Origin of the sequence: Halomonas qaidamensis (assembly GCF_025917315.1) — a bacterium.
In the GTDB taxonomy this organism is placed as follows: domain Bacteria; phylum Pseudomonadota; class Gammaproteobacteria; order Pseudomonadales; family Halomonadaceae; genus Vreelandella; species Vreelandella qaidamensis.
In genome coordinates this window covers 1,931,355-1,956,080 of the sequence record NZ_CP080627.1, presented here as the reverse complement: position 1 = coordinate 1,956,080, position 24,726 = coordinate 1,931,355, and the positions used below count along the sequence as shown (strand labels likewise).

Annotated in this window: 21 protein-coding genes; 4 read left to right on the top strand and 17 right to left on the bottom strand. The window is 50.8% G+C overall.

From position 1 onward, the window contains the following. The 4 genes from K1Y77_RS09090 to K1Y77_RS09075 are packed head-to-tail and all read right to left on the bottom strand — an operon-like array spanning position 1 to position 5,391. The gene (locus tag K1Y77_RS09090; protein ID WP_264428084.1) at positions 1–2,757 is read right to left on the bottom strand and encodes a sensor histidine kinase; all 2,757 of its coding nucleotides are present in this window, start codon (positions 2,755–2,757) and stop codon (positions 1–3) included. Positions 2,758–2,759: 2 nt separating this feature from the next. Next, positions 2,760–2,963, bottom strand: a complete 204-nt coding sequence (locus tag K1Y77_RS09085) for an Asp23/Gls24 family envelope stress response protein (RefSeq protein ID WP_030072782.1) — start codon at positions 2,961–2,963, stop codon at positions 2,760–2,762. Beyond that, complete coding sequence (locus tag K1Y77_RS09080) at positions 2,960–5,020, bottom strand: 3'-5' exonuclease (RefSeq protein ID WP_030072784.1); 2,061 nt, start codon at positions 5,018–5,020, stop codon at positions 2,960–2,962. Before K1Y77_RS09080 ends, K1Y77_RS09085 begins: the two co-directional genes overlap by 4 nt. Further along, positions 5,017–5,391 (bottom strand): response regulator transcription factor, encoded by a 375-nt coding sequence (locus K1Y77_RS09075; RefSeq protein ID WP_030072786.1) that lies wholly within the window; start codon positions 5,389–5,391, stop codon positions 5,017–5,019. Before K1Y77_RS09075 ends, K1Y77_RS09080 begins: the two co-directional genes overlap by 4 nt. Positions 5,392–5,556: 165 nt before the next feature. On the opposite strand from K1Y77_RS09075, the gene K1Y77_RS09070 reads away from it, so the two are divergent. Next, positions 5,557–6,615: a tRNA-queuosine alpha-mannosyltransferase domain-containing protein gene (locus K1Y77_RS09070; RefSeq protein WP_264018204.1), complete on the top strand. Its 1,059-nt coding sequence runs from the start codon at positions 5,557–5,559 to the stop codon at positions 6,613–6,615. A 12-nt stretch (positions 6,616–6,627) separates the two neighbouring features. Here the strand turns inward: K1Y77_RS09070 and K1Y77_RS09065 are convergent, their stop codons facing one another. The 13 genes from K1Y77_RS09065 to K1Y77_RS09005 all read right to left on the bottom strand — a co-directional run bounded on the left by K1Y77_RS09065 (position 6,628) and on the right by K1Y77_RS09005 (position 20,109). After that, the gene (locus K1Y77_RS09065) at positions 6,628–7,698 is read right to left on the bottom strand and encodes a carboxysome shell carbonic anhydrase (protein WP_030072790.1); all 1,071 of its coding nucleotides are present in this window, start codon (positions 7,696–7,698) and stop codon (positions 6,628–6,630) included. Positions 7,699–7,728: 30 nt separating this feature from the next. Further along, positions 7,729–8,367 (bottom strand): endonuclease III, encoded by a 639-nt coding sequence (gene nth, locus K1Y77_RS09060; protein WP_264428083.1) that lies wholly within the window; start codon positions 8,365–8,367, stop codon positions 7,729–7,731. 15 nt (positions 8,368–8,382) lie between these two features. Next, positions 8,383–9,084 carry an electron transport complex subunit E gene (locus tag K1Y77_RS09055; RefSeq protein ID WP_264428081.1) on the bottom strand — a complete coding sequence of 234 codons (702 nt, stop codon included), beginning with the start codon at positions 9,082–9,084 and terminating at the stop codon, positions 8,383–8,385. Then, positions 9,081–9,740 (bottom strand): electron transport complex subunit RsxG, encoded by a 660-nt coding sequence (gene rsxG, locus K1Y77_RS09050; RefSeq protein WP_264428078.1) that lies wholly within the window; start codon positions 9,738–9,740, stop codon positions 9,081–9,083. The genes K1Y77_RS09055 and rsxG overlap by 4 nt, the downstream gene beginning before the upstream one ends. Then, positions 9,737–10,786: an RnfABCDGE type electron transport complex subunit D gene (locus K1Y77_RS09045; RefSeq protein ID WP_264018208.1), complete on the bottom strand. Its 1,050-nt coding sequence runs from the start codon at positions 10,784–10,786 to the stop codon at positions 9,737–9,739. Before K1Y77_RS09045 ends, rsxG begins: the two co-directional genes overlap by 4 nt. Next, positions 10,783–12,462, bottom strand: coding sequence for an electron transport complex subunit RsxC (gene rsxC / locus K1Y77_RS09040; RefSeq protein WP_264428075.1), 1,680 nt, complete (start codon positions 12,460–12,462; stop codon positions 10,783–10,785). Before rsxC ends, K1Y77_RS09045 begins: the two co-directional genes overlap by 4 nt. Continuing rightward, positions 12,449–13,051: an electron transport complex subunit RsxB gene (gene rsxB / locus K1Y77_RS09035; RefSeq protein WP_030072803.1), complete on the bottom strand. Its 603-nt coding sequence runs from the start codon at positions 13,049–13,051 to the stop codon at positions 12,449–12,451. The genes rsxC and rsxB overlap by 14 nt, the downstream gene beginning before the upstream one ends. Positions 13,052–13,056: 5 nt before the next feature. Further along, positions 13,057–13,638 (bottom strand): electron transport complex subunit RsxA, encoded by a 582-nt coding sequence (gene rsxA, locus K1Y77_RS09030; RefSeq protein ID WP_264428074.1) that lies wholly within the window; start codon positions 13,636–13,638, stop codon positions 13,057–13,059. Then, positions 13,635–15,236, bottom strand: coding sequence for a sensor domain-containing diguanylate cyclase (locus tag K1Y77_RS09025; RefSeq protein ID WP_264428073.1), 1,602 nt, complete (start codon positions 15,234–15,236; stop codon positions 13,635–13,637). Before K1Y77_RS09025 ends, rsxA begins: the two co-directional genes overlap by 4 nt. Positions 15,237–15,327: 91 nt before the next feature. Then, positions 15,328–17,364 (bottom strand): methionine--tRNA ligase, encoded by a 2,037-nt coding sequence (gene metG, locus K1Y77_RS09020; protein ID WP_264428072.1) that lies wholly within the window; start codon positions 17,362–17,364, stop codon positions 15,328–15,330. A gap of 114 nt (positions 17,365–17,478) precedes the next feature. Further along, positions 17,479–17,760: a hypothetical protein gene (locus K1Y77_RS09015; RefSeq protein ID WP_030072810.1), complete on the bottom strand. Its 282-nt coding sequence runs from the start codon at positions 17,758–17,760 to the stop codon at positions 17,479–17,481. Positions 17,761–17,930: 170 nt separating this feature from the next. Next, positions 17,931–19,112, bottom strand: coding sequence for a 1-acyl-sn-glycerol-3-phosphate acyltransferase (locus tag K1Y77_RS09010; protein ID WP_264428071.1), 1,182 nt, complete (start codon positions 19,110–19,112; stop codon positions 17,931–17,933). A 58-nt stretch (positions 19,113–19,170) separates the two neighbouring features. After that, complete coding sequence (locus K1Y77_RS09005) at positions 19,171–20,109, bottom strand: recombination-associated protein RdgC (protein ID WP_030072814.1); 939 nt, start codon at positions 20,107–20,109, stop codon at positions 19,171–19,173. A gap of 178 nt (positions 20,110–20,287) precedes the next feature. Here K1Y77_RS09005 and K1Y77_RS09000 point away from each other — a divergent pair, with 178 nt between their 5' ends. From K1Y77_RS09000 to serC, 3 genes are all read left to right on the top strand, one after another. Continuing rightward, positions 20,288–20,722 (top strand): acyl-CoA thioesterase, encoded by a 435-nt coding sequence (locus K1Y77_RS09000; protein WP_030072816.1) that lies wholly within the window; start codon positions 20,288–20,290, stop codon positions 20,720–20,722. Between the two features lie 152 nt (positions 20,723–20,874). Further along, entirely contained in the window at positions 20,875–23,634 is a 2,760-nt protein-coding gene (gene gyrA / locus K1Y77_RS08995) for a DNA gyrase subunit A (RefSeq protein ID WP_030072818.1), read from the top strand. Beyond that, the gene (gene serC, locus K1Y77_RS08990) at positions 23,618–24,721 is read left to right on the top strand and encodes a 3-phosphoserine/phosphohydroxythreonine transaminase (protein WP_264428068.1); all 1,104 of its coding nucleotides are present in this window, start codon (positions 23,618–23,620) and stop codon (positions 24,719–24,721) included. The genes gyrA and serC overlap by 17 nt, the downstream gene beginning before the upstream one ends. The last annotated feature ends 5 nt before the right edge of the window (positions 24,722–24,726 follow it).

Here is a 24,726-nt window from a genome sequence, read left to right as displayed (position 1 = left end):
TTATTCCGGGGCTGTTTGCGGAGTAGACTCGCTGGGCGCTGCTGGCAGTTCTAGGGTTAAGCAGGCACCACCGAGAGTTTTAGCGTCTTCCACCCAAAGTCTTCCACCAAGGTGAGCAATAATACCGCGACTAATAGGTAAGCCTAGCCCGCTACCTTTGGGTCGTCCGCGCGGAGTCTCACCGCTTTGCTGTATTTGATGAAATTTCTCAAACACGCGCTCACGTTCGTCAGCGCTGATACCCGGCCCGTTATCTTCAACGCTTAATCGAAAATGATTACGGTGCCGATAAAGTGCCAGCCGCACTTGAGGTTGCTGTCGGTCGGCAAATTTACTGGCGTTATCCAGCAAATTAATAATGACTTGCTCCAAGCGGTCCTGGTCACCGACCACCATGGCAGGGTCAGCCTCTAAACTGATATCAAGGGTAATACCTCGATCTTCATGTAAGCGGGCAACTGCATCGATGCTTTGCCTCGCTAGGGCAGCCAGGTCAAGGGTGACAGGGTGAAGCGTCAAGCGACCGCTCTCTAAACGCGCCAGGTCAAGAATTTCTTCGATCAGGCGCGAAAGGCGCTGGCTCTCATGGACAATAACTCCCAGAAAATGTTGGCGTTTTTCATCGGGTAGTTGTTCGCTATCGCGTAATATTTCAGCAAAGGCCCGTATTGACGTGAGCGGGGTTCGCAGCTCATGACTCACCATGGCGACAAACTCATCTTTCAAGCGATCTAGCTCGCGTAGCTGCTCATTGGCACTGCGTAGCTCGTCACTCACTGCTAAGAGTTCTTGAGATTTTTGCTCGAGCCGACGATTGTATTCTAGAGTTTGAGAGGTGGTGTCTAAAATACTTAAAATCGACTCAAGGTCTAGTGCTTCTCCACGGACCACTGAGTTGATCAGTACGCGCGCTGATGCACTGCCAAGAGAGCCTGCAAGCGCCTGCTCTGAACGGGTAATTAGATCGGCTGTTGCTGGTTCGTCTGAGCGATAGTCGTTTTTATTAATGCTTTGATTAAACACGCGTTGTGTGACTTGGTTACCAAGATAGCGAATAAGTAATTCTTTCAAGGCACCTTGGGTTGTCTGTCCCTTCCATAGAGAAGTCGTTTGCAAGTTAGGGTGTAGCGCCTCAGTGAAAAGGGCGGCTTGGGTTTGTTCGAGAGGCGTAGGGCGGGTAAAAAGTGACACGCCAATCAGCAAACCGACATTCGCTAGCATGCTCCATAGCAGGGCGTGTGAATAAATATCCCAATCTTCCAGACCAAATAGGCGGTAAGGCATTAGCCATGAAATGCCCCACGGCCCCTGTGTAAGAAAGCTTGCATCTAACCAGCCAGATTGAGCAAAGCCTGGCAGCAGTAAGGTATAGCACCAGACTAAAAAGCCTGCAATTAAGCCAGCGGTGGCCCCTTGGCGAGTCGCGCTACGCCAGTAAAGGCCAATTAACAGGGCAGGAGCGAATTGAGCCACTCCCGCAAACGAGACAAGCCCGATAGTAACAAGACTGTAGGAGTCCCCGATCAGCGCGTGATACAGATAGCCAAGCAGCAGAATCAGCACAATAGCAATGCGGCGAATACCCAACAGCCAGCCTGCCAGCTCGCCGGACGTGCTCAGGTGAAGGCGTTGTGTTCTAAGTAGTAAGGGCATGACGAGTTGATTACTCACCATGGTAGAAAGTGCAATTGTTTCAACAATCACCATGCCAGTGGCGGCTGACAGACCGCCGATAAATACCAGTAAGGGTAACCCTTCAAGCCCTGCAGACAGGGGCAGGGTTAGCACAAAGCTATCAGAATCACCCGCGCTAGCACCCAACATAAGGCCAGCAAAGGCGATAGGAATAACAAACAGGTTGATAAGCAGCATATAAAGCGGAAATAACCAGCTCGCTCTGGCTAAATGCTGTTCATCGACATTTTCGACCACCAACACCTGGAACTGACGAGGCAGGGTTAAAAAAGCTAAAAAGGCCAGGATTAGCATTCCGACCCAGCCAGTGGCGCCGCCTGGCACACTGCTTAGCCCCATTTTTTCTGCCACGTCAGGCATCGTAGCAACGCTGGTAAATAATGCACTGGGGCCTTCATACAGCATAAATACTACAAAAATACCGACGGCCATGAACGCAATTAGCTTCACCAGTGATTCTAAGGCAATGGCAGCGACCATTCCCTCATGCCGCTCACTTGCATCGAGATGGCGAGTGCCGAAGAGAATAATAAATACCGCAAGTACTAAAGCGACCCAAAGCGATTTATCCAGCCAGAAACGCTCATCCACTAGCGTGGTATCCGCTGTATTGGGGTAGTTGACTAGCACCGCATGGCTAACAGTGATCGCTTTTAACTGCAGGGCAATGTAAGGCGTTATACAAATAAGCGCCATCAGAGCGACAAGAGCGCCTAAGCTGGTGCTCTTGCCATAGCGAGCACTAATAAAGTCAGCGATGGAGGTAATACGCTGGCGGGCGGCAATGCGGACCATTTTACGAATGACGACAGGGGCGAGGAGCATCGCCAGCGTGGGCCCAAGATAAATAAGCAGGAAACTGGGACCATGCTCAGCTGCGCGTCCTACGCTTCCGTAGAACGTCCAGGCAGTGCAGTACACTGCAATTGATAGTGCATATACCGTAGGTGAGCCAATTAATGATCGACCTTGCTCGGCACGACGATCACCCCAGGCAGCGACTACAAATAGCAGCGCTAAATAGCCAAATGCTGTTCCTAGGATAACTGCATCTGTGCGCATGATCAGCGACCCGACCGTTGTTCCATTAACCATGCGGTGAGGCCAATCACTGTGCCCCAAGCAATAAAGAGATAAAGCGGCAGCCAGCTCATACGCAAAGAGGAGAGCTGGTCAACCATGATAATCAGCGGGGGGCTGAACAGTAAGATAGCTACTGCGAATAGCGCGATTAGACGCTCTAGTTTGCGTGAGCCTGGTTGTTTCATGAGGCGCTGGCATCCTGGCGATCAAATGCATTGGCCTGCAGAGCTAGCAACTGCTCTAACGTGTCCACGCCACGTGCTTCAAGCCGGGGTAACAACGCTAGCCATAATTCAGCGGTTACACGGGCGTCCCCAAGCGCCGTGTGGCGAGTGCCAGGTGGAAACGTAAGGTCGTATCGTTGGGCCAACGTATCTAAATCATGCCCATCTAATGCTTCGTCTAATGCTCTTGATATCAATAAGGTATCAATGACAGGCAGATCAAATACAACCCCCTTGTTAGTAATGGCGAGCATATCAAACGCGGCATTATGCGCTAATAGAACCGCTTCACCGACGTAATCTCGAAAGCGCGTTAGAACAATGTCAAGGGGCGGTGCACCGGCTACATCAGCATCAGTTAAACCGTGTATCGCCGTACTGTTAGGAGGTATGGGACGTTTTGGATCTACTTTTTGATCAAAGACTTCACTGGCTAGTAGACGTGCGTTAACCACCCGACAAGCCCCTAGACTAATCACCGTATCCCCTCGGCGCAGCTCAAGGCCGGTGGTTTCGGTATCAAATGCAACTACCTCAAGACTACGTAACGTGCGGTTAGCCAATTCTTCATCGGGTGGAGGCAGGTCAGCAATGCCGAAGTCATGGAACTCTGGGCGCGGAGGTGCTGTTTCTCGTGGTGCCCCAACGCGATCCATGGCTGGTAGCGGCAGACGCAGGCGCGCATGAACAGCATCATCGTCAGCCAGGCTCCAAATATCGCTGGCATGTTGGCGCAACACATCAGATACCAGCGGATTAAGCGGTAGCGACGGCAGAGGCTGACGCCGCCATTTCGCTAGCTCATGCTCTGGTAAGGGGCTGCCTTGCCAAATTAAGTCCAAATAAACTCGCTTGTTACCAAGGCATATTTCACCTTCAAAATGGCTAACCGGAAGATGAGAATTAAGATGTTTCACTAAGGAATCAAAAAGAACAATCAGTGCCGGTGCATCGCCTTTAAACCATGCAGGCATACCGACGGGGGTGATTAGCCGGTGTGCTGGATCTAAGCGTTCATCTAAAGCTTGCCAGAAATCATTCGACCACATGGGGGTCAGGCGTTCACCTTGATGTTGTAAATCGTCCAATAGCTGCCCGATTTGACCAACATTATTCCCCAGAGTGGCACTCTCTTCTTGAATCACCTGTTCAAACCGCTGGCGTAATGTAGGGTTATCCGAGCCATTATGGCGCAGCTGTATCAGTGCATCCGCAGCGCTGGTTAGGCTTGCCGTATGTTGGCGTAAGAGGGGGAGCTTAGTAGCAAGTTCCGCTCGAACCCCCATTTCATTTGACCAGGATGCAGTCGCATCGCTAAACGTTAGCAGTGTTTCGCCGTCACTGCCTGGCACACGGCGTAACACAACTTTTAACCAGCGGTTATCACAGGGAGCAAGCAGCTCGCGAGGTGAACCATCCGCTGGTAGCTGGCTAAGAGCTTGTTGCAGGCTGGCAACGGGCAGTAGCGCTTCTAGGCGTTTACCCAAGCCTAACGCCGTGTTATCGACGAAAAAGTCTTCCGCAGCCTGATTGAATAGCATTAAACGGCGATGGTGGTCACATAGTAACAAGGGGGTTTCGAGTACTTGCAGTAGCGTTTCTAATTCACGACGAATTTTGGCGGCACTGCGTGCACCATCTGCGTGAGCGGTAGCCAGTTGGTTGCGGTCAACGCGCCAACTTTCACGCACTCTGCGCAGGTCAGGCCCAAGCCCTTTCAGCCAACCCTCGGGCGGGTGCTCATCACGGGCATCTGGGTTAGCTACTAATCTGGCCAGCTGTACCTGTAAATGACGCAGGGGAGTGAACAGCATGCGTTCTAGTAGCAGGCCAACTAAAAATATCGTTGCACCGCCGGAAAAACTGCCCAGCCAGAGTGCTACCCGGGTAATGCCCGTAGGCGAAAGCTGAGCATCCAGCCAGGCAGCAAAAATAGCGCCCCCCAGTAGGCTGATACCACTTAGTAACAGCCATAGGCCAATGAGTCGCTGACGTTTAGGGAGCCCGTCACGGGTCATTGCGAGTTACCCTTTAGCAGTGATTTAACTTTCTCTATTAACGACTGGGTCGAAAAAGGCTTGGTGATGTAGTCATCAGCCCCTAGCGCTAGGCCTTTCTCGCGTTCAATATCTCGCCCATGTGCTGTCAGCATAATAACGGGCAGCTGGGCAGTCGCTTCTGAATGGCGAAGGTGTTCGAGTACATCAAAACCGCTGATGCCTGGCAGGCTGATATCAAGCAGCAGCAGGTCAGGGGCTGAATCATTGATGCGTTCAAGTGCGGCCTCGCCATCATAAGCAGTGACGACTTGAAAGCCTGCCTGCTCCATTAAAAATTCCAGAGACAGTACAATGTTGGGCTCGTCGTCGACCACGAGTACTTTGGCCATGATGCCCCTCCCCAAAGGTGTCGTTGTTAGGTATTTAATTAGAGTGTATGTAGCGCGGCAGGTTAGGCCAAGACGACCTTGGCCGAATGCTCGCAAAGTACCGTAGCAACCGGCTGCTTTTGCTTAGCTGAATTCAAGCTTAATGGACTTTTAAGTAAGGTGTTTATGCGCGTTTTATTGTTGTCTGCTTATGAGGCTGTTAGTCATCGCTATTGGGCACAAAGCTTGATGGCCGAAGTTGATGATGTGTCGTGGACACTACTTAGCTTGCCGCCACGTCACTTTTCATGGCGAATTCGTGGTAATCCATTGAGTTGGTGGTTAAAAGAGTACGAAACCCTTAGTGAATCTTATGAGGTTGTGCTAGCTACTTCGATGGTGGATATTGCCACGCTCGTTGGCTTATTTCCCCACTTAGGACGAGCTAGAAAGATTATTTACTTCCATGAAAACCAGTTTGCCTATCCAGAATCTAGCGATCAAATTTCCCAAGTAGAGGCCAAAATGGTTAATTTGTACGCGGCTTTGGCGGCGGATACGTTGGTGTTTAATACCACCTACAACCGTGATTCTTTTTTCGACGGCGCGCGGCAGTTTTTAAAAAAATTGCCTGAAAACCTGCCAGCAGCCAAACCGTTAGAGCGCTTACGCCAGCAGGCAAAAGTATTGCCCGTGCCAATCATGCCGCTGGGTGAGACTCCCCACGCTAACACCCACCCACGACGCATTATTTGGAATCATCGCTGGGAGTACGATAAAAATCCTGAGGATTTTTTTGCCGTGCTGTTCAAGCTGAGTGAGCAGCAGGTGCCTTTTGAACTAGCAGTGCTAGGCCAGCGCTTTAGGGATGTCCCCGCCATTTTTGCTGAGGCAGAAGAGCGCTTGACGGCGCACACGATTTGCTGGGGGCCACAGCCAGAAGCGGAGTACCGAGCATTGCTAATGGGCGGTGGCATTGTGGTCTCCACTACCTGGCACGAGTTCCAAGGGCTAGCCATTATGGAAGCCGCCCAGCGGGGCGCGATTCCGCTGGTGCCTGACAGGCTGTGTTTCCCTGAGCTGTACCCGAATGAGTATCGTTTTGATGGTACGCAAGAGGGGCTTTATCAGCGGTTGCGCGCGTGGCTAATCGACCCCGTTAGCCAACCATCACTGTTGGCTACCGAGCAATGGCAGTGGCCTGAATGGCGTGGCGCTTATCGTGCGTTGTTGATGGAGCATTGAACCACTTGAGACTCACGTTAGTGAATCCAATCGCCTAGTGGGCCAGTGTACTACCGCCGTATGGCGGCGCATTTTTTTAGCCAGAGCAGGGTGTTCGCGCTGAATAACGTGTTCGGCGAAGTCGGATAAAAAGCGCGATTTCAGCTCGGCGCGTGCCCGATCCACGCCGCTATGCTGATAGGGCGTTGAGGCAAGCAGCATAAAGCCATCGTCAGGGATTCTCCCTGCGCGCATGTTCGCATCAATGATGGCGGCGGCAGTGCCAATAGGTTCCGCTAAATTGGGGCCGTAAGGGCCAATAATTAGCGCGGTGTTGGGAAGGTGTAGAAAGTCAAACCCACGACCTATGCAAATCACCCATTCGCGATGTTCAATATCCAATACCCGCTCAGCACTCTGCAAATCAGAGATATGCGCTAGGTTACCCTTAAGTAATGGCAGTAAATCCCGTTGGATTTCTTTAGGCATATCGGGACATACACTGGCAAGCGCTACGGCTAAGTCTTCAACAGGCTGGTTTCGCCAGTCGCGTATATCAAGTACTTCATTATGGTGGCCGTGAATAATCAGCGCATCGCTGTCGGTCTCAAAGCCACACACTAACGGATAAACCTGCTGATAGTCATTGCCGAATAGCTGGCCTGCCTGTTTAGCGATTGCGTAGGCATGGGCTTTGGCGGCTTCAGTGTCACAATCAAACCCTGCACAGCCGCGGGCCTGATGGCCGCTTGAAAAGTGGTAGGTAATCAGCATGAGGGTAGCGTGACCCACGCTTGCAGCGTCTATGACAGCATCGGTTAGCAGTTCCCCTAAATAGGGCCAGCCTAAATCAAAAATACCCCCTAAGTTCCTAAATGGAGTAATAATGCCCAGAGGAGTGCGGGTGGCGTGTGGAATATGAATACGACCATCCATGCACTTCATCACGACGATTGAGGTAGGGTGCTGTGCTCTGTAGCGTTGCCGTGCCAGCCACGCACCAGGGCTACAAAAATGCTCAGCGTGCTGTTTGGAGAGATCCAATAGCGCATCAATACGTTGGGCAATGGGCTGGTCATGAAGAAGCTTGGCTGGGGTTGGCATCTTGTTTTCTCGCGTTAACAACCAGCGCCCTTAGGCAAGTTCGGTTTTATCTTTATAGTCGCATAAGTCTTCAATAATACAGCTACCGCAGCGTGGCTTGCGGGCAATGCAGGTATAGCGCCCATGCAGAATCAGCCAGTGGTGAGCATCCTGTTTAAAAGCACTAGGAATATGACGCAGTAGCTTTTGCTCAACCTCAACGACATCTTTGCCTTTGGCGATACCCGTGCGGTTAGATACTCGAAAAATATGCGTGTCCACGGCAATGGTGGGTTGACCAAAGGCAGTATTGAGAATCACATTGGCGGTCTTTCTTCCTACACCCGGTAAGGCTTCCAGCGCCTGACGTGTTTGTGGCACCTCGCCATCATGTTGATTGATCAGCAAGTGACAGGTTTTCATCAGGTTTTCGGCTTTCGTGTTAAATAGTCCGATGGTTTTAATGTAACTCTTTAGCCCATCGATACCTAGATCAATAATTCCTTGGGGCGTATTGGCCACAGGGAAGAGCTTGTCAGTGGCCTTATTAACACCTACGTCTGTCGCTTGAGCAGATAGCAGCACAGCGGCCAACAGTTCAAACGGCGTGCTCCAGTTTAGCTCAGTCGTGGGATGCGGATTCTCTGCCTGTAGACGAGCAAAAATTTCATGACGCTTTTGGGCATTCATAGGATGCTCTCTTGGTTATTTGATGGTACCGGTAACACGTACTCGACGATCTATTCGGGGCGCTGTATTAGCAGGTTGCGCGTGAGCGCTACGGCGTTGATCAAGTACATTCTTTAACGCAATCAATAGCCCCGCAACGAAAAAAGCCCCAGGAGGCAGCACGAAAAACAAAAACTGATAATCATCTACGAACGTGATTTGCCAGTTGGTGGCAATAGGCCCAAATAGCAGCGTCATATCGCTAAACAGTGTGCCTTGCCCAAGCAGCTCGCGTAGAGCTCCTAGCAGAACCAATACGGCACCGAATCCTAGGCCCATCATAAATCCATCGATGGCAGCCGGTAATACTGGCTGGCGGGAAGCGAACGCATCAGCACGGCCTAAAATGGCGCAATTAGTGACAATCAGCGGAATAAAAATTCCCAATACTTGGTAAAGCGAATAGGCAAATGCAGCCATTAAAAGCTCAGCACAGGTAACAAAGGCAGCAATCACCATGACAAAGGCGGGTAGTCTTACTGCGCTGGGAACCTGATGGCGAATCAGTGAAATAGTAGTGCTAGCGCCCACCATGACAAGCAGGGTGGCGAATGCTAACCCCAGTGCATTGACAACGCTACCACTGACGGCCAGTAAGGGGCATAGCCCCAGTAACTGTACGAGAGCAGGATTATTCGACCATAGACCGTTTCGGGCTAGTTCGCGCCACTGACTCATTGGGTGGTCTCTTCAAAAGTGATAGGGAGTTCTGTTTCAGCGGCGTTTTCGGTGACATGTTCGGTGACATAGCTCAGTGCACGCTGGACGGCGTTGACGACTGCACGTGGCGTAATGGTGGCGCCTGTAAAAGCGTCAAAGTGGCCGCCATCTTTACGTACTGCCCATCCACCCGGCGGCAGGCTGTTTAAACTCAAGCCATTAAACTCGGTTATCCAGTCACTTCGCTGGCGCTCAATGTCATCGCCAAGCCCAGGCGTTTCTTGGTGTTGGGTAACGCGTACACCGGTAATGCGTTGCTGCTGATCAATGCCCACCAGTAGCCGAATTTCGCCATTGTACCCTTGACGAGTAACGACCGGCAGAATAACGACCTGCTGATGATCGTGTTCAACGTGCCACCCATATTGAGGTTCGCGATGGCCCAGCTGTTCTGAGTTGGGTAATTGAAATGCGCTGTCTAAGACCGTTTGAACCGCTATATCTTTCAAAACGGCTGGTAATACCTCCTGAAGTTGGCGGTGTTGATAGGCTCGCTGATGATCATCGATACGCTCGGCAGTTACCGCCCGAGTCAACGCAACGCTGCCTGCGGTGACTAGAGAGAACATTCCTAAGGCGAAAGCGCCGCGAAGCATGGCTTGGCGGGGTGTCATGTTGAGTCACCGTGCTTTGCATGTTGCTGTGTTTTAGGCTGGCCTGTAGGGCGTGGCACGGTATAAATATCCAGTAGCGGTACACATAAGTTCATTAGTAAAACGGCAAATGCTACTGCATCGGGGTAGCCGCCAAACGTGCGAATAATCATGACCAACGCGCCAACCCCAGCGCCAAAAATAAGTTTTCCTCGGCGGCTAGTCGCTGCTGAAACAGGATCAGTGGCAATGAAAAAGGCCCCGAATATGGCTGCACCTGTGGTTAGGTGAAACAGCGGTGAAGCAAAGTGGCTTGGGTCGCTGGCATAAAAAAGTGTGGCAAGCACTGCCATGCTAACAAGCATTGAAACAGGAATGTGCCAGCTGATAATTCGTTTCGCAATTAGCAACACCCCACCTGCTAACCAAGCCAGCGCTACGTTGCGCCAAGCGTTCAATGCGCCTTCAGGTAACGGTTGACTAGCCCAAAATTCGCTGGCCAGCACCGTTTCACCTTTATGTTTAAAGGCATCTAGCGGCGTAGCCCCACTTAGCGCATCAAGCGTGGAAGCCGGTAAAATGCCGCTGATCTGGGCCCATAAATTGTCGGAGATAAGAGGCTGTGGAGGTGACCATAACGTCATGTGAGTGGGAAATGATATGAGTAGCAGGGCATAGCCTACCATAGCGGGGTTGAAAGGATTCTGGCCTAGACCGCCATACAGTTGTTTAGCAACTACAACAGCGGTAATAACACCTATCCCTATGAGCCACCAGGGGCTAGCAGGTGGTAGCGATGCACCTAACAGTACGCCGGTTAATAACGCACTTGAATCTCTCAGTGCAGGCCGTAACGGGCGCTGGCGCAGTTTTAACACCAGCGCTTCTGCGCCGAGTGCAAACAGGGCGGCTAAAAGCACATTGCTAATAATGCCCAGGCCGAAGTAAAACGTCATCGCGCCAAGTCCAGGCACGGTAGCGACAATCACCCAACGCATTAAATAGGCGGTGGGTGGCATCGTATTGAATGATTCAGTCGTTCGCTGCGAGGCGTGCATCATGCTCATGGCGATTCCTGTTGTGCCATTGTGGCGCGAGCTTCAGCCAGCCGAGTATCAGCTGCCTTAAGATTTTCCTGGGCGGTGGCCAGTTGAGTTTCTAAATCATCGTGGCGCTGGCTTGGGTCTTGTGCTGCGGCCCTTGCGAGGGTTTTTTCAGCTTTTCTCACTGCTGCTTTAGCGGCGGTCTGAGCAATGCGCAAACTGCGCAAATCAACCACTGGTGTGGCACTGTCGGCTACCTTTGAGCTATCTGACGTCTGACGGCTTTGTGCTTGTCTGGCTTGGCGGCGAGCTTGCTTCTCTGCATCCTCGCGCGCCAGCCGAGCCTGACGAAATTCAAATCGATGCTTAGCGTGATCGGCTTTAGCGGTCTCAATACGTTTAATGCGAATACGCTGTTTTGCTAAGCGATAATCCTGCACTAATGGAATATAACTTGGGCAAACATAGCTGCAGGCACCGCACTCAATACAGTCAAATAAGTTAAGCTTTTCCAATGTATCGTCGTTCTCCGCACGGGCATACCAATGCAGCTGTTGCGGAAGCAGCTGGACCGGGCACACGCTTTCACAAGCACCACAGCGAATACAAGGAGACTCCTCGGGAAGAGGGGGCAGCTCTTCACGAGTGGCAGCAATTAAACAGTTTGTCGTTTTGATCACCGGCGTATTAAGTATTGGGAGAGGTGTCCCCATCATTGGGCCGCCCACAATGACTTGATGAAGTTGTTGGTTTGCTACTCCTACCTGCTGAAGCAGCGTTTCAACAGATGTGCCAAGGCGCACCCAGTAGTTGCCTGGCTTGCTGATGGCGTCTCCCGTCAAGGTGACGATTCGCTCGACTAAAGGTTTACCATCACGTACTGCGTATAGCGCTGCCAGCAGCGTGCCGGGGTTGTGGCAGAGAACACCGACATCGGCAGGAAGGCCGCCACTGGGTACATCAAGGTTGAGCAATTTCTTGATCAATTGGCGCTCACCACCGCTGGGATAACGGGTCTCGATGACCTTGATGGTTATGCCTACTGATTGCTGGTGGTCAGGCGGTTGAAAGTGAGAGAGTGCCTTTTTTAATCCATGGATCGCTTCGGGCTTATTATCTTCAATACCCACTACAATCTGACGGGCGCCGCAGAGCTTAGCGACCATTTGCGCACTTTCCAGTATCTCGGTTGGATAATGGCGAAGAGCCAAGTCGTCTGCTGTGATATATGGCTCGCATTCGGCGGCATTAACAACGAGTGTATCAATCCGATGATGATCCGCTATTTGGGCTTTGATATAAGCGGGAAAGCCGGCACCACCAAGGCCTACTAGGCCGCAGCTGTCGAGCCGATCAATGATCGTTTGGTGGTTATCGGCTCGCCAATCAAGTGAGGGCAGCACTTGCCAGTGGTCCAATCCATCAGCATCTATGGTGATGGCGTTATCACTAATCTGAGTCACTGTCCCGCTAATACTGGCGTGCAAGTTGGCCGACACCATGCCGTCTCGCTCGGCAATTAGGCTACCCACCTGAACTGCATCACCGATATCAACACAGGGGATCGCAGGATTACCTGAGTGTTGTTTGAGCGGAAGTGTTACTTGGGTAGGCAGAATCGCGTTTCGAAGCGGTAATTGATTCGAACGATCTTTACGTTCTGGCGGAGTAATGCCACCTGGGAATTTATAGGCTGGCATGCTGACTCCTAGTTGGCTGTCGATCGCTGGCGATTAAAGGTGCGATGGTGACCACAGGTTGCCATTGGTTGAGAGGCTTGCTTCGAGGCAACATATCAATACAGTCGACGGGGCAGGGAGCAACGCACAAATCGCAGCCGGTGCATTCATCTTCTATCACCGTATGCATTTGCTTTGCAGCGCCAATAATGGCATCCACCGGGCATGCTTGAATGCACTTAGTACAGCCAATGCATTCAGCTTCACGAATAAACGCGACAGTGTCTTCAGTAGCTGCTTCGCCATCTAGTGGCACAGGCTCTCGGCCTAATAAGTCTGCTAATGCGTGAATAGTCGCTTCGCCGCCAGGCGGGCACTTATTCAACGCATCACCCTGATTGATAGCTTCCGCATACGGCCGACAGCCTGGGTAACCGCACTGGCCACATTGGGTTTGTGGTAATAGTGCATCAATCTGCTCTACTAACGGATTATCTTCTCCTTTGAAGCGCACACTGGCCATACCCAGTAGTGCTCCAAACGTTATTCCAATTCCGGTCAACACACCCACTGCACTGAGAATGCTCCACCAAGAAAATATATCTCCCATGGCGGTTACCCCTGCGCTAATCCTGAAAAACCGAGAAAGGCCAGTGACATAAGGCTCGCTGTGACCATAGCAATGGCGGCACCTCTAAAAGGAGTTGGTATATCAGCATTGGTCAATCGCTCGCGCATCGCTGCGAACAGCACCAAAATCATCGAAAAACCAAGCGCTGCACCCAGCCCATAAAGGGTAGTATGAAAGAAACTCAGCTCGCGGTTAAGCGATAACAGGGCGACACCAAGTACCGCACAGTTAGTGGTAATCAGCGGTAGAAAAATCCCCAGCACTTGATGCAATAGGGGGCTTAGTTGGCGCACCATAATTTCGGTAAATTGCACGACAGCGGCAATAACAACGATAAAACTGATGGTGCGCAGATAGGTAACATCCAAGGGCACAAGTAAGCCATGATAGACCACATAACTAGCGGCAGATGCCAGTGTGAGTACGAACGTGGTCGCCAGAGACATGCCCATGGCGGATTCCAGTTTATTTGAAACCCCCATAAATGGGCAAAGCCCTAAAAACTGCACCAATACAAAGTTATTGACCAGCGCAGTGCTAATCAAAATTAGAAAAAGTTCATTCATAGCGGCGTATTGTGCGCAGAAAACGTAGTGTTGGCTAGGGGTGGTTTGAATAGCACAACTTGGTGCCGCCCGGCTGCCTTAGCAAGATAGAGGGCTTGGTCGGCAGCGCTCATTACTGCGCTTGCTGAAGGCGATTTGCTGTCTTTCAGCATAGCAATGCCAACGCTTACTGTTACATAAGGCTTCACAGGAGACGTCGCGTGGGGCAACTGTAGGTGGTCGATGGCTTGGGTTAGCTGCTCGCCAATTTCTTTGGCAGACTCTGGGGAAACACCGGGCAAGATGGCACTGAATTCTTCTCCTCCCGTTCTGGCAATTAAGAAATTAAATGCGGTGGCGATGCTATTAAAGGCACCCGCCACTTGCTGCAAGCATTCATCGCCACATTGGTGACCATAGTGATCGTTATATAGCTTAAAGTGATCGATATCTAACATCATCACCGCTAAAGCATTGGGTGCTGAGACTGCCTCTGCAAAAGCTGTTTCCAGGCGTTGATCAAAAAGCCGACGATTAGGTAGCCCTGTTAGAGCGTCATGGGTAGATAGCTTTAGTAGCTCAGCATTGAGTTGCTGCTGGCAGGCGAACTGCTCTTGAAACGTACGTGACAGCAAGCCAATCTCATCATTGCGCTTGGTAAGTCCATAGGTATCTGTCCCATCTGTTCCTACTTGCTGGGTAAATTGGGTTAATAACCGCAGCGGCTTAAGCACAATTTTCTCAAGTAGCAATAGCACCAAAGCAATGACCATGATCATCAAGCCCGCTGTCCATAGCAGTACATAACGAAAGGTGGTTAAACTGGTCAAATAGCTCGTGCGATTAAGTTCTATACCAATACTTAACGACATAGGCGTCGGCGAGCCTGAAACGGGGAAGTAACGTTCAGCAACTACCGTGTTGCCTGAGAAGCTAAAAGAGTCGCTGAGAGGCGCTGACTCATGACTGAGGCTAAGGCTGATTGGTAGGCCTGTATAAACCTCCATAAAACTTAGCCATTCGCTATTTAGTGTGCGCGTCTTAAACAACCATCCGGGTGATACGCCACTTTTGTCAGTACGTAATACGGGGCTGGAAGCAACGATGGCTGGGGGGTGGTTAGCGTAGATGCTAATTTGATCGGTTCTATTATCTTCAATGGCGGCCTGCATGCTGTTTACCCATGGCGTCATCCAGCTGCAGTCACCAATGGTAGCTCTGCAGGTTTGATAACTACCTGTCTCAGGGTTAATGCCAGCTAGAAAGTGGACCTCTCCGCTGCTAGTGAAAAACGCCATGAACTGATAACGCATATCTTCAAACATTTCTTGACTGAAATTGACGTCTGCGTAACGTGGATAATCACCCCGTATAAACTGATAAGTGTCATCCCAGTGAGCCCAGTCCCTTACCTGGGCATGCAGCTGTTGTTGATCTAGTTTAAAACTACGTTCAACACGATCCAGCTCCCGTTTGACCGTTGCGCGCTCTTCTGCTTGTAATGTCGGAAAGATAAGCCATGCGCTGATAGCCGCCAGCGAGGCTATTGCACATAGAAGTAATCCGCCAAGTGCAACAAAAAAACGAAAACGCAATGAGCGTGGGATACGCTGGTGCATATAGCAAACTCAGTAGGGTTAAAATATTAGCGTAGACTCATAAAAAAGGGCTGAGGTTGCTCACTCAGCCCCTTCGCCAACCTATACCTAATTAAGTAACGCGCTGCCCTGGTTCCGCGCCTGCGTCGGGGGAGAGCAAGTAAATCCCATCTTTATTGGCCGATGCTAACACCATACCTTCCGACAAGCCGAAACGCATTTTGCGAGGGGCTAAATTAGCCACCATGATAGTCAAACGGCCTTCTAGGGCTTCTGGTGAATAAGCCGTACGAATGCCTGAAAAGACATTACGTGTTTCACCGCCTAGGTCCAGCGTAAGCTGAAGCAGTTTATCTGCACCTTCAACGTACTGCGCTTTGGCGATACGGGCAATGCGTAAATCAACTTTAGCAAAATCGTCAAAGCTGATTTCATCGGCAATTGGCTCTTCCGACAGAGGGCCTTTGGGCGTGTTTTTTAGCTTCTGTTCTTCCACTAAATCCTCCTTGGATGCCTCAATCATAGCGTCAATTTTATCTCGCTCAACCCGAGTCATCAGTGGCTTAAATTTGTTGATTGGGTGATTGACCAGCACGTCACCACGGCTGTTCCAGTCGAGTGACTCAATATTTAAAAAGTCGCGCGCCTGCTCAGCCATAACGGGCACCACGGGCGCAAGATAGACCATCAGTTGCCGGAACAAGTTGATACCGACTGAACAGATTTCCAGTACCTCGGTATCCTGACCACCTTGTTTAGCCAGTGCCCAGGGGGCCTTATCAGCAATATAGGTATTGGCTTCATCGGCCAATTCCATGATTTTGCGCATGGCCCGGCTAAATTCACGTGCCTCAAAATCGTCAGCAATTTGGTCGCCAGCAGCAATAAAACGCGCAACCATTTGTGGCTCGGCGCAATGACCAGCTAGCTTACCGCCGCCCAGTTTTTTCACAAAACCGGCGCAACGGCTGGCGATATTGACAACTTTTCCTACCAGATCAGAGTTAACCCGTGCAGAAAAATCGTCGAGGTTGAGATCCAAGTCATCTACTTTGGACGTTAATTTAGCGGCAAAATAGTAGCGTAAGTACTCTGGATTTAAATGTTCAGCATAAGTTGCTGCTTTGATAAAAGTGCCACGCGATTTAGACATTTTGGCACCGTCAACCGTTAGGAAACCGTGACAGTTAACCGCAGTAGGCGTTCGAAGGTCTGCACCATGCAACATGGCAGGCCAAAATAGGGCATGGAAATAGACGATATCTTTGCCAATGAAGTGGTAAACCTCTGCGTCCGAATCCTTTTTCCAAAAAGTATCGAAGTCGATGCCCTTCCGGTCACACAGGTGTTTGAAGCTTGCTAGGTAGCCAATAGGGGCATCTAGCCAGACATAGAAGTATTTGCCAGGCGCATCAGGAATTTCAAAGCCAAAGTAGGGTGCATCTCGAGAGATGTCCCACTCATTGAAGCCTGACTCGAACCACTCCATTAGCTTGTTGCGAATTTGCGGCTGGACATGGTCGTCATTAATCCACTGCTGAAGAAACTCAGCAAAATCTGGCAGCTTGAAAAAGTAATGAGTTGAGCTGCGTACTTCAGGCGTTGCCCCTGAAATAGCAGAAACGGGATTGATTAAGTCAGCAGGCGTGTAAGTAGCGCCACACTTTTCACAGTTATCGCCATATTGATCATCGGCGCCGCACTTAGGGCACGTTCCCTTAATAAAGCGGTCAGCTAAGAACAGGCCTTTTTGCGGATCAAACATTTGCTCAATATCGCGGGTGGCAATATGGCCTTTATCACGTAAGCGGGTGTAAATCAGTTCGCTGAAGTAACGGTTTTCGTCAGAGTGCGTGGAGTGATAGTTATCAAACTCAACGCCAAAACGGGCGAAATCTTCTTGATGATCTTGGGAAACACGTTCAATTAAAGCCTCGGGCGTAATACCTTCCTGCTCGGCGCGTAGCATAATGGCAGTGCCATGGGCATCATCGGCACATACGTAGTAGCACTGCTGGCCACGACTTTTTTGAAAACGCACCCAAATGTCGGTTTGGATGTACTCAAGAAGGTGTCCCAAGTGAATGGCGCCGTTGGCATAAGGAAGCGCGCTTGTCACCAAAATGTTGCGCGGAGCAGTATTTGACATGGTGAATGATAATTCCGGTTAGGCAGGGCAAATAAAGACGGCGAAGTAGGCGTGCGCTTCGCCGGTAACGACAATAAGTTACTGAATATTTCTTTTTCGCAAGCTGCTCATCGGCTAGTAGAGAGCCTGTTCTTCCTGAACTACTTCCCGCAGAAGCTCTAAAAACAGCTTATCCGCTTCAGAGTGCTCAGCGGGGTCTTCGGGAATATGAACGCTAGTAGTATCGGAGATTTCGTTGGCAATTTTGGCCATTACAGCAGGGCTGTTGCCTTCAAGCAGCTGTTGCCGTGCAATCGTCAGCGATTGTTCCAAAATTTTTGGATCTTGAAGCAGCTTGCGAATAAAACCACGCAGTTCGTTAATAATGCGGGTTTTTTGAATTTCTGATGCGGACATTGGAGTTCTCCTTAAGACCGCGCTTGAGGAATATTCAAGCGAGACCAATGAATGCTTTGACCATAGCACTTTTTTTACCGCTGAGCATCGGTTCCTAGTAGGTATTGGGCACCGTTTATTGCCAATTCTAATAGCACTCTGGTGCCACAGCGCTTCCACCAAGGCAAGGTTTATAAACTCAAACGGCCTGCCTTATGTTTGACCGGATTGGCGTACTGTTCCAACCAATAAGGCTGCAACGCTTCAGGTATGCTGGCTAGCCGTGCGTTAAAGCGTTCTCTGTCTTGACGGGTGATCGTTTTGCGGGCGATGAGTTCTGGTGACTCGCCAAGCGCTTCTAGAGCTAAATAGTGGCTAGGAAATAAGCGGTAGCCGCCGATCACTTGACGGTCAATTTCTGCTGCTACTTCATCAGGTGTCGCCATATCAGCACCTACCGGGCTTCCAAAACGCAGCTGAACCCGCCCTTTAGAGCCAGTGATGCCTGACACAATAGAGCTAATATCTTCGAATTCGCTTTTCGCGTAGCTGCCTTCAGTCGCAATATCATGAAGTTCCTGAGCTTTTTGCCGATCACACGGATCGTATTCATAACTAATTGATACCGGCACTAATTTTAACTCGGCGATGGCGTCACCAAACACCATATCTCGCTCTGCGTTCCGTCTGGCCATGGTTAGCATTTTAATGATAGCGGGGTCAGTTCGATCAATGCCATTTTTCGCGCGTCCCTCGCGTTGCGCCATCCAAATAGAGTGTTGGTCAACGGTGATTGAGTGGCGAATATAGGCCGATAGCTGCTGATAGGCCGCCAGCATGGCACGCTTGCCGCGGGCGCTGCGCGGTACGATAAAGCTTTTGTTTAGCCGCATCAGATCAGTGACGTAGGGCTTTTTAAGTAAGTTGTCTCCGATCGCGATACGAACCGTATCGCGGCCAGCTTGGTAAAGCGCGTAGTTCACAAATGCAGGATCTAGCGATATATCGCGATGATTGCCTATAAACAGATAAGCGCTGTCGTTGTCGAGCTTATCAAGCCCGGAGACCTCGAAAGCATCCGTGGTGGTGCGGGTCATGCGCTCCATGTAGCTTGCGATACGCATTTGGAAGTCGTAGACAGAGGTAACGCCCTTTACTTCACGACGTATCGCATAGCCCGCCAGAGCGCGGGCAACGGGAGGCGCCCATTTGGCCATGCGCGGTAGCCTGAAGCGGGTCAATGCGTTTAAAAGCTCGCTATCGTGCGATAGACGCTCAAGAACATTGGCCACTTCATGATCCATATAGGGACGAATGTCAGCCCAGGGGTCGTTGGCGTTGTCAGCGTTAAGTGCGTTGTTGTGATGAGTCATGCGATCCGTTGGATATAGGCAAATATAAACAGTTTACATCAGCAGGCTGAAGGCTAAATTAAGCGTCTGGCTGCGTGACAGCTTCGCGCTGAGCTTCCCCACCTAGCCACTCGATTAGGCGAGGAATATCCTCCGACAGTGCCTGCGCCATCAAAATAAAATCAGTTTCTAAGCGGGCAAGCGCATCATCGCCATCGTCTGCGTGATCGGCTTCTTCAATTAATGCATCGCCAAAGCGCAGTGATTTCAGCGCCAAGTCATCATGCAGAACAAAGCTTAAACGGCCCTCCAAGCTAATCGCGAGCTTACTGGCTTGCCGTCCACTTTCCAGTAATTGCTGGATCTCGTCACTGTCCAGGTCAACCTGGCGAGCACGTAGCACGCCGTCATCGCCTTTCGCTTTTAACTCAACTTGATCCCCTAATTGAAGATCAGCAGGGCGGCTAGCCGCTTCGCCCAACCATTGAGTCATCGCGCGTATCGGCAGGGTTTGCGATGTGAGTGGCGTGACTTTCAAGCTACCCAGTGTTTCGCGTAATAGGTCCAGCACATCTTCAGCGCGTGTGCGGGAGCTTGCATTGATACCGATTAACTGGTGACGCGTGTCCCACCATAAATCGATTTTCTGACTGCGAACAAATGCCCGGGGCATTAGTTCCTCTGTGACCTGCTCTTTTAGCGCTGTTTTTTCTTTGCGGGTGACTTTTCGTCCTTCGCTAGCTTCGATATCAGCGACTTTTTCGTCCACTTCCTCTTTAACTACAGAAGCAGGCAGTAGGCGCTCCTGGCGTAGGGCAGAAAGTAGCCGATGGCCCTGGAGTTCGTGTAGTCGCTGGCCACTACCTAATCTGCCTGCGGGGGCTGTCCACCCTAAACGACGCGCGTCGGCGCTTCCTAGCGGTTTGGCTGCAAACTCGTTTAACGCATCCTCTAGTGTCGCGCTATCTAGTTCAGGGGCGCCATGAAGGCGATATAAATGTAGGTGCTTAAACCACATGTCACCGATCCTATTTAAAAGGTGGCACATTATGGCGAAACCAAGCCCTTCCTACCAGCGCCTTAGGGGGTTAACCTGGTTGTTGTGCTAGTTTAAAACTTGTGTTTGATTTGAGAGGCTTTGTCTAGTTCACGGAATTTAAAATTAGACGCTAATGAATTTTGAATAAAGGATGGTTATGTCTACATCGATTTCCAGCGTTTCGCTTCGTGTACGTGGTTACCATCTAGATGGCTATGGTCACGTCAACAACGCACGTTATCTTGAATTTATGGAAGAAGGACGTTGGGCTTTTTTTGATGATCACCCGCGTCTGATCAATCAACTTCATAAGGCCGGACGAGCTTTTGTCGTGGTCAATTTAAATATTGATTATCGAGCTGCTGCCGTACAAAACGATGATTTGCGGATTATGACCGGTATTGTCGATGTGGGGGAACGTAGTGCGATTTGTCATCATCGAATTGTGCGACAAGACGGCGTACTCGTTGCTCAAGCAGATTTGACCTTTGTACTGCTGGATATGAAGGCTAATAAAGCGGCTCCTATCGAGGGAGACGTGCGAGAGGTGCTTAATGGCCTTGTAGTCGATAAATCGACCTTTTTAGCGTAAATCGTAATGCCGCTGCCACTGACTGCCCATGGTGCTTATGCAGTGGTATGATGGTGCTGACTCTGCGCGCCGCCTTGTTGTGGTATCAAGGGCGGCTTTTTAAGCGCTTTTAACTCTCGCAGTGCCAATGCAGTGCAAAGGATCTGACTTTCATGGGTGACATCGCCAGAGAAATCTTGCCCGTCAATATTGAAGACGAGCTTAAACAGTCGTACCTCGACTACGCGATGAGTGTCATTATCGGTCGCGCTCTTCCCGATGTGCGTGACGGCCTCAAGCCTGTTCACCGGCGTGTGCTTTTTGCCATGCACGAGCTGAGCAACGATTGGAATAAACCGTACAAGAAGTCGGCGCGTGTCGTCGGCGATGTCATCGGTAAATACCATCCGCACGGTGACAGTGCGGTTTATGACACTATCGTTCGTATGGCCCAGCACTTTTCCATGCGTCACGTACTGGTGGATGGTCAGGGTAACTTTGGTTCCATTGATGGTGATAACGCGGCTGCCATGCGTTACACCGAAGTGCGCATGGCACGCCTTGCCCACGAGCTGTTAGCTGACCTGGAAAAAGACACCGTCGATTGGGTCGATAACTACGACGGCACTGAGCGCATTCCGGCTGTGCTGCCAACCAAAGTTCCTAACCTGTTGATCAATGGGTCATCAGGGATTGCAGTGGGCATGGCTACCAATATCCCGCCCCATAATATGCGGGAAATAATTGATGGTTGTCTGGCGTTAATTGATGACTACACGCTCACCGTCGATGACCTCATGCAGTACATTCCAGGACCGGATTTCCCTACCGGCGGTATTATCAATGGTCGTGCGGGTATTTTAGACGCTTATCGCACTGGGCGTGGGCGCATCTACGTGCGTGCCTGCCACACGATTGAGCATGATGATAAGAGTGGTCGAGATCACATTATCATCACTGAGCTGCCTTACCAGGTGAATAAAGCGCGATTGATCGAGAAGATCGCTGAGCTGGTAAAAGAGAAGAAAATCGAAGGTATTGCAGAACTCCGCGATGAGTCGGATAAAGATGGTCTGCGTGTGGTAATCGAGATCAAGCGTGGTGAATCGGGTGATGTTGTTGTCAACAACCTATTTGCACAAACACAGCTGCAGAATGTGTTTGGCATCAACATGGTGGCACTGGAAAACGGCCAGCCGCGCACTCTGAATATTAAAGAGATGCTAGAGGCGTTTATTCGCCACCGCCGTGAAGTTGTTACTCGCCGAACTTTATATGAACTAAAGAAAGCCCGTGAGCGTGGACATCTGTTGGAAGGTTTGGCAGTTGCCATCTCCAACATTGATGACGTTATCGAGCTGATCAAAGCATCTCCCAATGCTGCTGAGGCGCGCGAAAAGTTATTGGCGAAAACGTGGAAGCCTGGTCAGGTGACCGCGATGCTGGAGCGCGCGGGCGCAACTTCATGTAAGCCTGAAGAGCTAGATGAAGGGTTTGGTCTAAATACGGCGGCAACAGAGTATCGGCTGTCGCCCGCGCAGGCTCAGGCAATTCTTGAGCTTCGCTTGCATCGCCTAACGGGTCTTGAAACCGAGAAGCTATTAGACGAATACCTGTCGATTCTTGAAAAGATAGCCGAGTTCACGACTATTTTGGCGTCCCCAGATCGTCTGATGGAAGTGATTCGAGAAGAGCTGCATGCCGTACGTGACCAGTATGGCGATGACCGTCGTACGGAAATTCAGGCGAGCCACCTTGATCTGTCGATTGAAGATCTAATCGCTGAAGAAGATATGGTGGTGACTGTCTCCCGCTCTGGCTACGCCAAGACACAGCCGTTGTCTGATTATCAGGCTCAACGCCGTGGTGGACGCGGTAAGTCAGCCACCGCGATGAAAGATGAAGATGTTATTGAGCACCTGCTGGTGGCGTCTACCCATGACACCGTGCTGCTGTTCTCTAACCGTGGCAAGGTGTATTGGCTGAAAGTGTACGAGATGCCAAATGCCAGTCGTGGCTCTCGGGGCAAGCCGCTGGTCAACATGCTACCGCTAGAAGAAGGTGAAGCAGTTAATGCCATTTTGCCGGTGCGTGACTACGATCCTGAGCACTACATATTCTTTGCAACGGCGAAAGGCACCGTAAAACGTACCAGTCTTGAGCAGTTCTCTCGTCCACGTAGTGTTGGTTTGATTGCTATTGATTTGGAAGAGGGCGATCGTTTGGTGGGGGCTGCTATTACGTCTGGCTCTGATCACGCCATGCTGCTTTCCTCTAACGGTAAGGCTATTCGCTTCGAAGAAGGCAATGTGCGAGCGATGGGCCGTACCGCGCGTGGTGTGCGTGGTATGCGTCTGGCAGGTGCCGCTGAAGTTATTAGCTTGATCATTCCTAAGAGCCAGCAAATTGACGCTGAAGATGACGCTGACGTAGATGCGGATACCCAAGTTGTTGCGGCCGAGAATGCTCAAGCGGAAGGTCAGATCTATATTCTCACGGCCAGTGAGAATGGCTATGGTAAGCGCACGCGCCTGGAAGAATTTCCGCTGCGCGGCCGTGGTGGGCAAGGCGTAATTGCCATGCAAACCAGCGAGCGTAACGGCGCTTTGGTGGCGGCAATGCAGGTTTACGACAGTGACGAAATGATGCTGATCACCGACCGAGGCACCTTAGTTCGTACCCGAGTCGAAGAGGTATCAACGACCTCACGTAATACCCAAGGGGTTATGCTGATTCGCCTGGGTAAAGAAGAAAAACTAGTCAAAACTGTCCGCGTGGATGAGCCTGCAGAAATTGATGTATTTGAATCAGACATTTCAGATACAGACGTTCATAGCACGGACACGGTCGATACAGATACCGTTGATACGGGTGAGTCAGCCAACACTGACAATGGCGAACAGGAACCGGGAACCGATGACACGTCATTATAATTTTTGTGCAGGGCCAGCGGCCCTGCCTGTCGCAGTGCTTGAACGTGCGCGCAGCGAACTGCTGGATTTTCAAGGGCGTGGCCTGTCTGTTATGGAGATGAGCCACCGTAGCGACGAGTTTGTCGCTATTGCGGATCGCGCTGAAGCCGACCTGCGCCAGTTGCTGGATATTCCAAGTAACTACAAAGTGCTTTTCTTGCAGGGCGGGGCCAGCATGCAGTTTGCGATGTTGCCGATGAACTTGCTTGGGCAGGGGGGTAGCGCCAATTTTATCCAAACGGGTATTTGGGGTAAAAAGGCGATCAGTGAAGCGCGGCGATTAGGGTTTAACTGTCATGTAGCGGCGAGTAGCGAAAGCAATGGCCATACAGCGGTGCCTGAAGCAGAAGCGCTGGCAGTAAGTAGCGATGCCGCCTATTTGCATTACACCTCAAATGAAACCATCGGTGGTCTAGAGTTCGACTATACGCCAAGGGTTCAGCGCGCTGATGGCATAAACATACCGCTGGTTTGCGATATGTCTTCGAACATTCTATCCGGTCCTATCGATGTGGCGCAGTTTGGAGTGATTTACGCGGGAGCTCAGAAAAACATTGGCCCAGCTGGCTTAACGTTGGTCGCTGTCCGTGATGACTTGCTTGGCAAAGCGCCTAGCTCCATTCCGTCACTGTTTGACTATCAAATGCTTGCCGATGCCGGTTCTATGGTAAATACGCCGCCAACCTTTGCATGGTACTTGGCAGGCCTTGTTTTCCAGTGGTTAAAGGATGACATCGGTGGTTTAGAGGCGATGGATGACATAAACCAGCGCAAAGCGCAGAAGCTTTATGCTGCTATTGATGCCAGTGATTTCTATAGCAATCCCATTGCCAGCCGTAACCGGTCCCGCATGAATGTTCCGTTTGTGTTAGCCGATAGTGGTTTAGACAACGTATTCCTGCAAGAAGCTGACGAGGCGGGGCTTCTTAACCTGAAGGGGCATCGTAGTGTTGGCGGCATGCGTGCGAGTTTATATAACGCGGTGCCTGAAGAGGCCGTTGATGCGCTAATCGCCTTTATGGCTGATTTTGAACAACGAAGAGGCTAACCATC

Excerpts from the sequence above, each read along its gene's own strand:
- K1Y77_RS09080 (WP_030072784.1), bottom strand. The coding sequence starts at position 5,020 with ATGACCCGTGACGGGCTCCCTAAACGTCAGCGACTCATTGGCCTATGG.
- K1Y77_RS09045 (WP_264018208.1), bottom strand. The coding sequence starts at position 10,786 with ATGAGCATGATGCACGCCTCGCAGCGAACGACTGAATCATTCAATACG.
- rsxA (WP_264428074.1), bottom strand. The coding sequence starts at position 13,638 with ATGAATGAACTTTTTCTAATTTTGATTAGCACTGCGCTGGTCAATAAC.
- K1Y77_RS09065 (WP_030072790.1), bottom strand. The coding sequence starts at position 7,698 with ATGCCAACCCCAGCCAAGCTTCTTCATGACCAGCCCATTGCCCAACGT.
- K1Y77_RS09090 (WP_264428084.1), bottom strand. The coding sequence starts at position 2,757 with ATGCGCACAGATGCAGTTATCCTAGGAACAGCATTTGGCTATTTAGCG.
- K1Y77_RS09010 (WP_264428071.1), bottom strand. The coding sequence starts at position 19,112 with ATGACTCATCACAACAACGCACTTAACGCTGACAACGCCAACGACCCC.
- K1Y77_RS09055 (WP_264428081.1), bottom strand. The coding sequence starts at position 9,084 with ATGAGTCAGTGGCGCGAACTAGCCCGAAACGGTCTATGGTCGAATAAT.
- K1Y77_RS09015 (WP_030072810.1), bottom strand. The coding sequence starts at position 17,760 with ATGTCCGCATCAGAAATTCAAAAAACCCGCATTATTAACGAACTGCGT.
- gyrA (WP_030072818.1), top strand. The coding sequence starts at position 20,875 with ATGGGTGACATCGCCAGAGAAATCTTGCCCGTCAATATTGAAGACGAG.
- rsxC (WP_264428075.1), bottom strand. The coding sequence starts at position 12,462 with ATGCCAGCCTATAAATTCCCAGGTGGCATTACTCCGCCAGAACGTAAA.
- rsxB (WP_030072803.1), bottom strand. The coding sequence starts at position 13,051 with ATGGGAGATATATTTTCTTGGTGGAGCATTCTCAGTGCAGTGGGTGTG.
- metG (WP_264428072.1), bottom strand. The coding sequence starts at position 17,364 with ATGTCAAATACTGCTCCGCGCAACATTTTGGTGACAAGCGCGCTTCCT.
- K1Y77_RS09000 (WP_030072816.1), top strand. The coding sequence starts at position 20,288 with ATGTCTACATCGATTTCCAGCGTTTCGCTTCGTGTACGTGGTTACCAT.
- K1Y77_RS09070 (WP_264018204.1), top strand. The coding sequence starts at position 5,557 with ATGCGCGTTTTATTGTTGTCTGCTTATGAGGCTGTTAGTCATCGCTAT.
- K1Y77_RS09085 (WP_030072782.1), bottom strand. The coding sequence starts at position 2,963 with ATGAAACAACCAGGCTCACGCAAACTAGAGCGTCTAATCGCGCTATTC.
- K1Y77_RS09075 (WP_030072786.1), bottom strand. The coding sequence starts at position 5,391 with ATGGCCAAAGTACTCGTGGTCGACGACGAGCCCAACATTGTACTGTCT.
- rsxG (WP_264428078.1), bottom strand. The coding sequence starts at position 9,740 with ATGACACCCCGCCAAGCCATGCTTCGCGGCGCTTTCGCCTTAGGAATG.
- nth (WP_264428083.1), bottom strand. The coding sequence starts at position 8,367 with ATGAATGCCCAAAAGCGTCATGAAATTTTTGCTCGTCTACAGGCAGAG.
- K1Y77_RS09025 (WP_264428073.1), bottom strand. The coding sequence starts at position 15,236 with ATGCACCAGCGTATCCCACGCTCATTGCGTTTTCGTTTTTTTGTTGCA.
- K1Y77_RS09005 (WP_030072814.1), bottom strand. The coding sequence starts at position 20,109 with ATGTGGTTTAAGCACCTACATTTATATCGCCTTCATGGCGCCCCTGAA.
- serC (WP_264428068.1), top strand. The coding sequence starts at position 23,618 with ATGACACGTCATTATAATTTTTGTGCAGGGCCAGCGGCCCTGCCTGTC.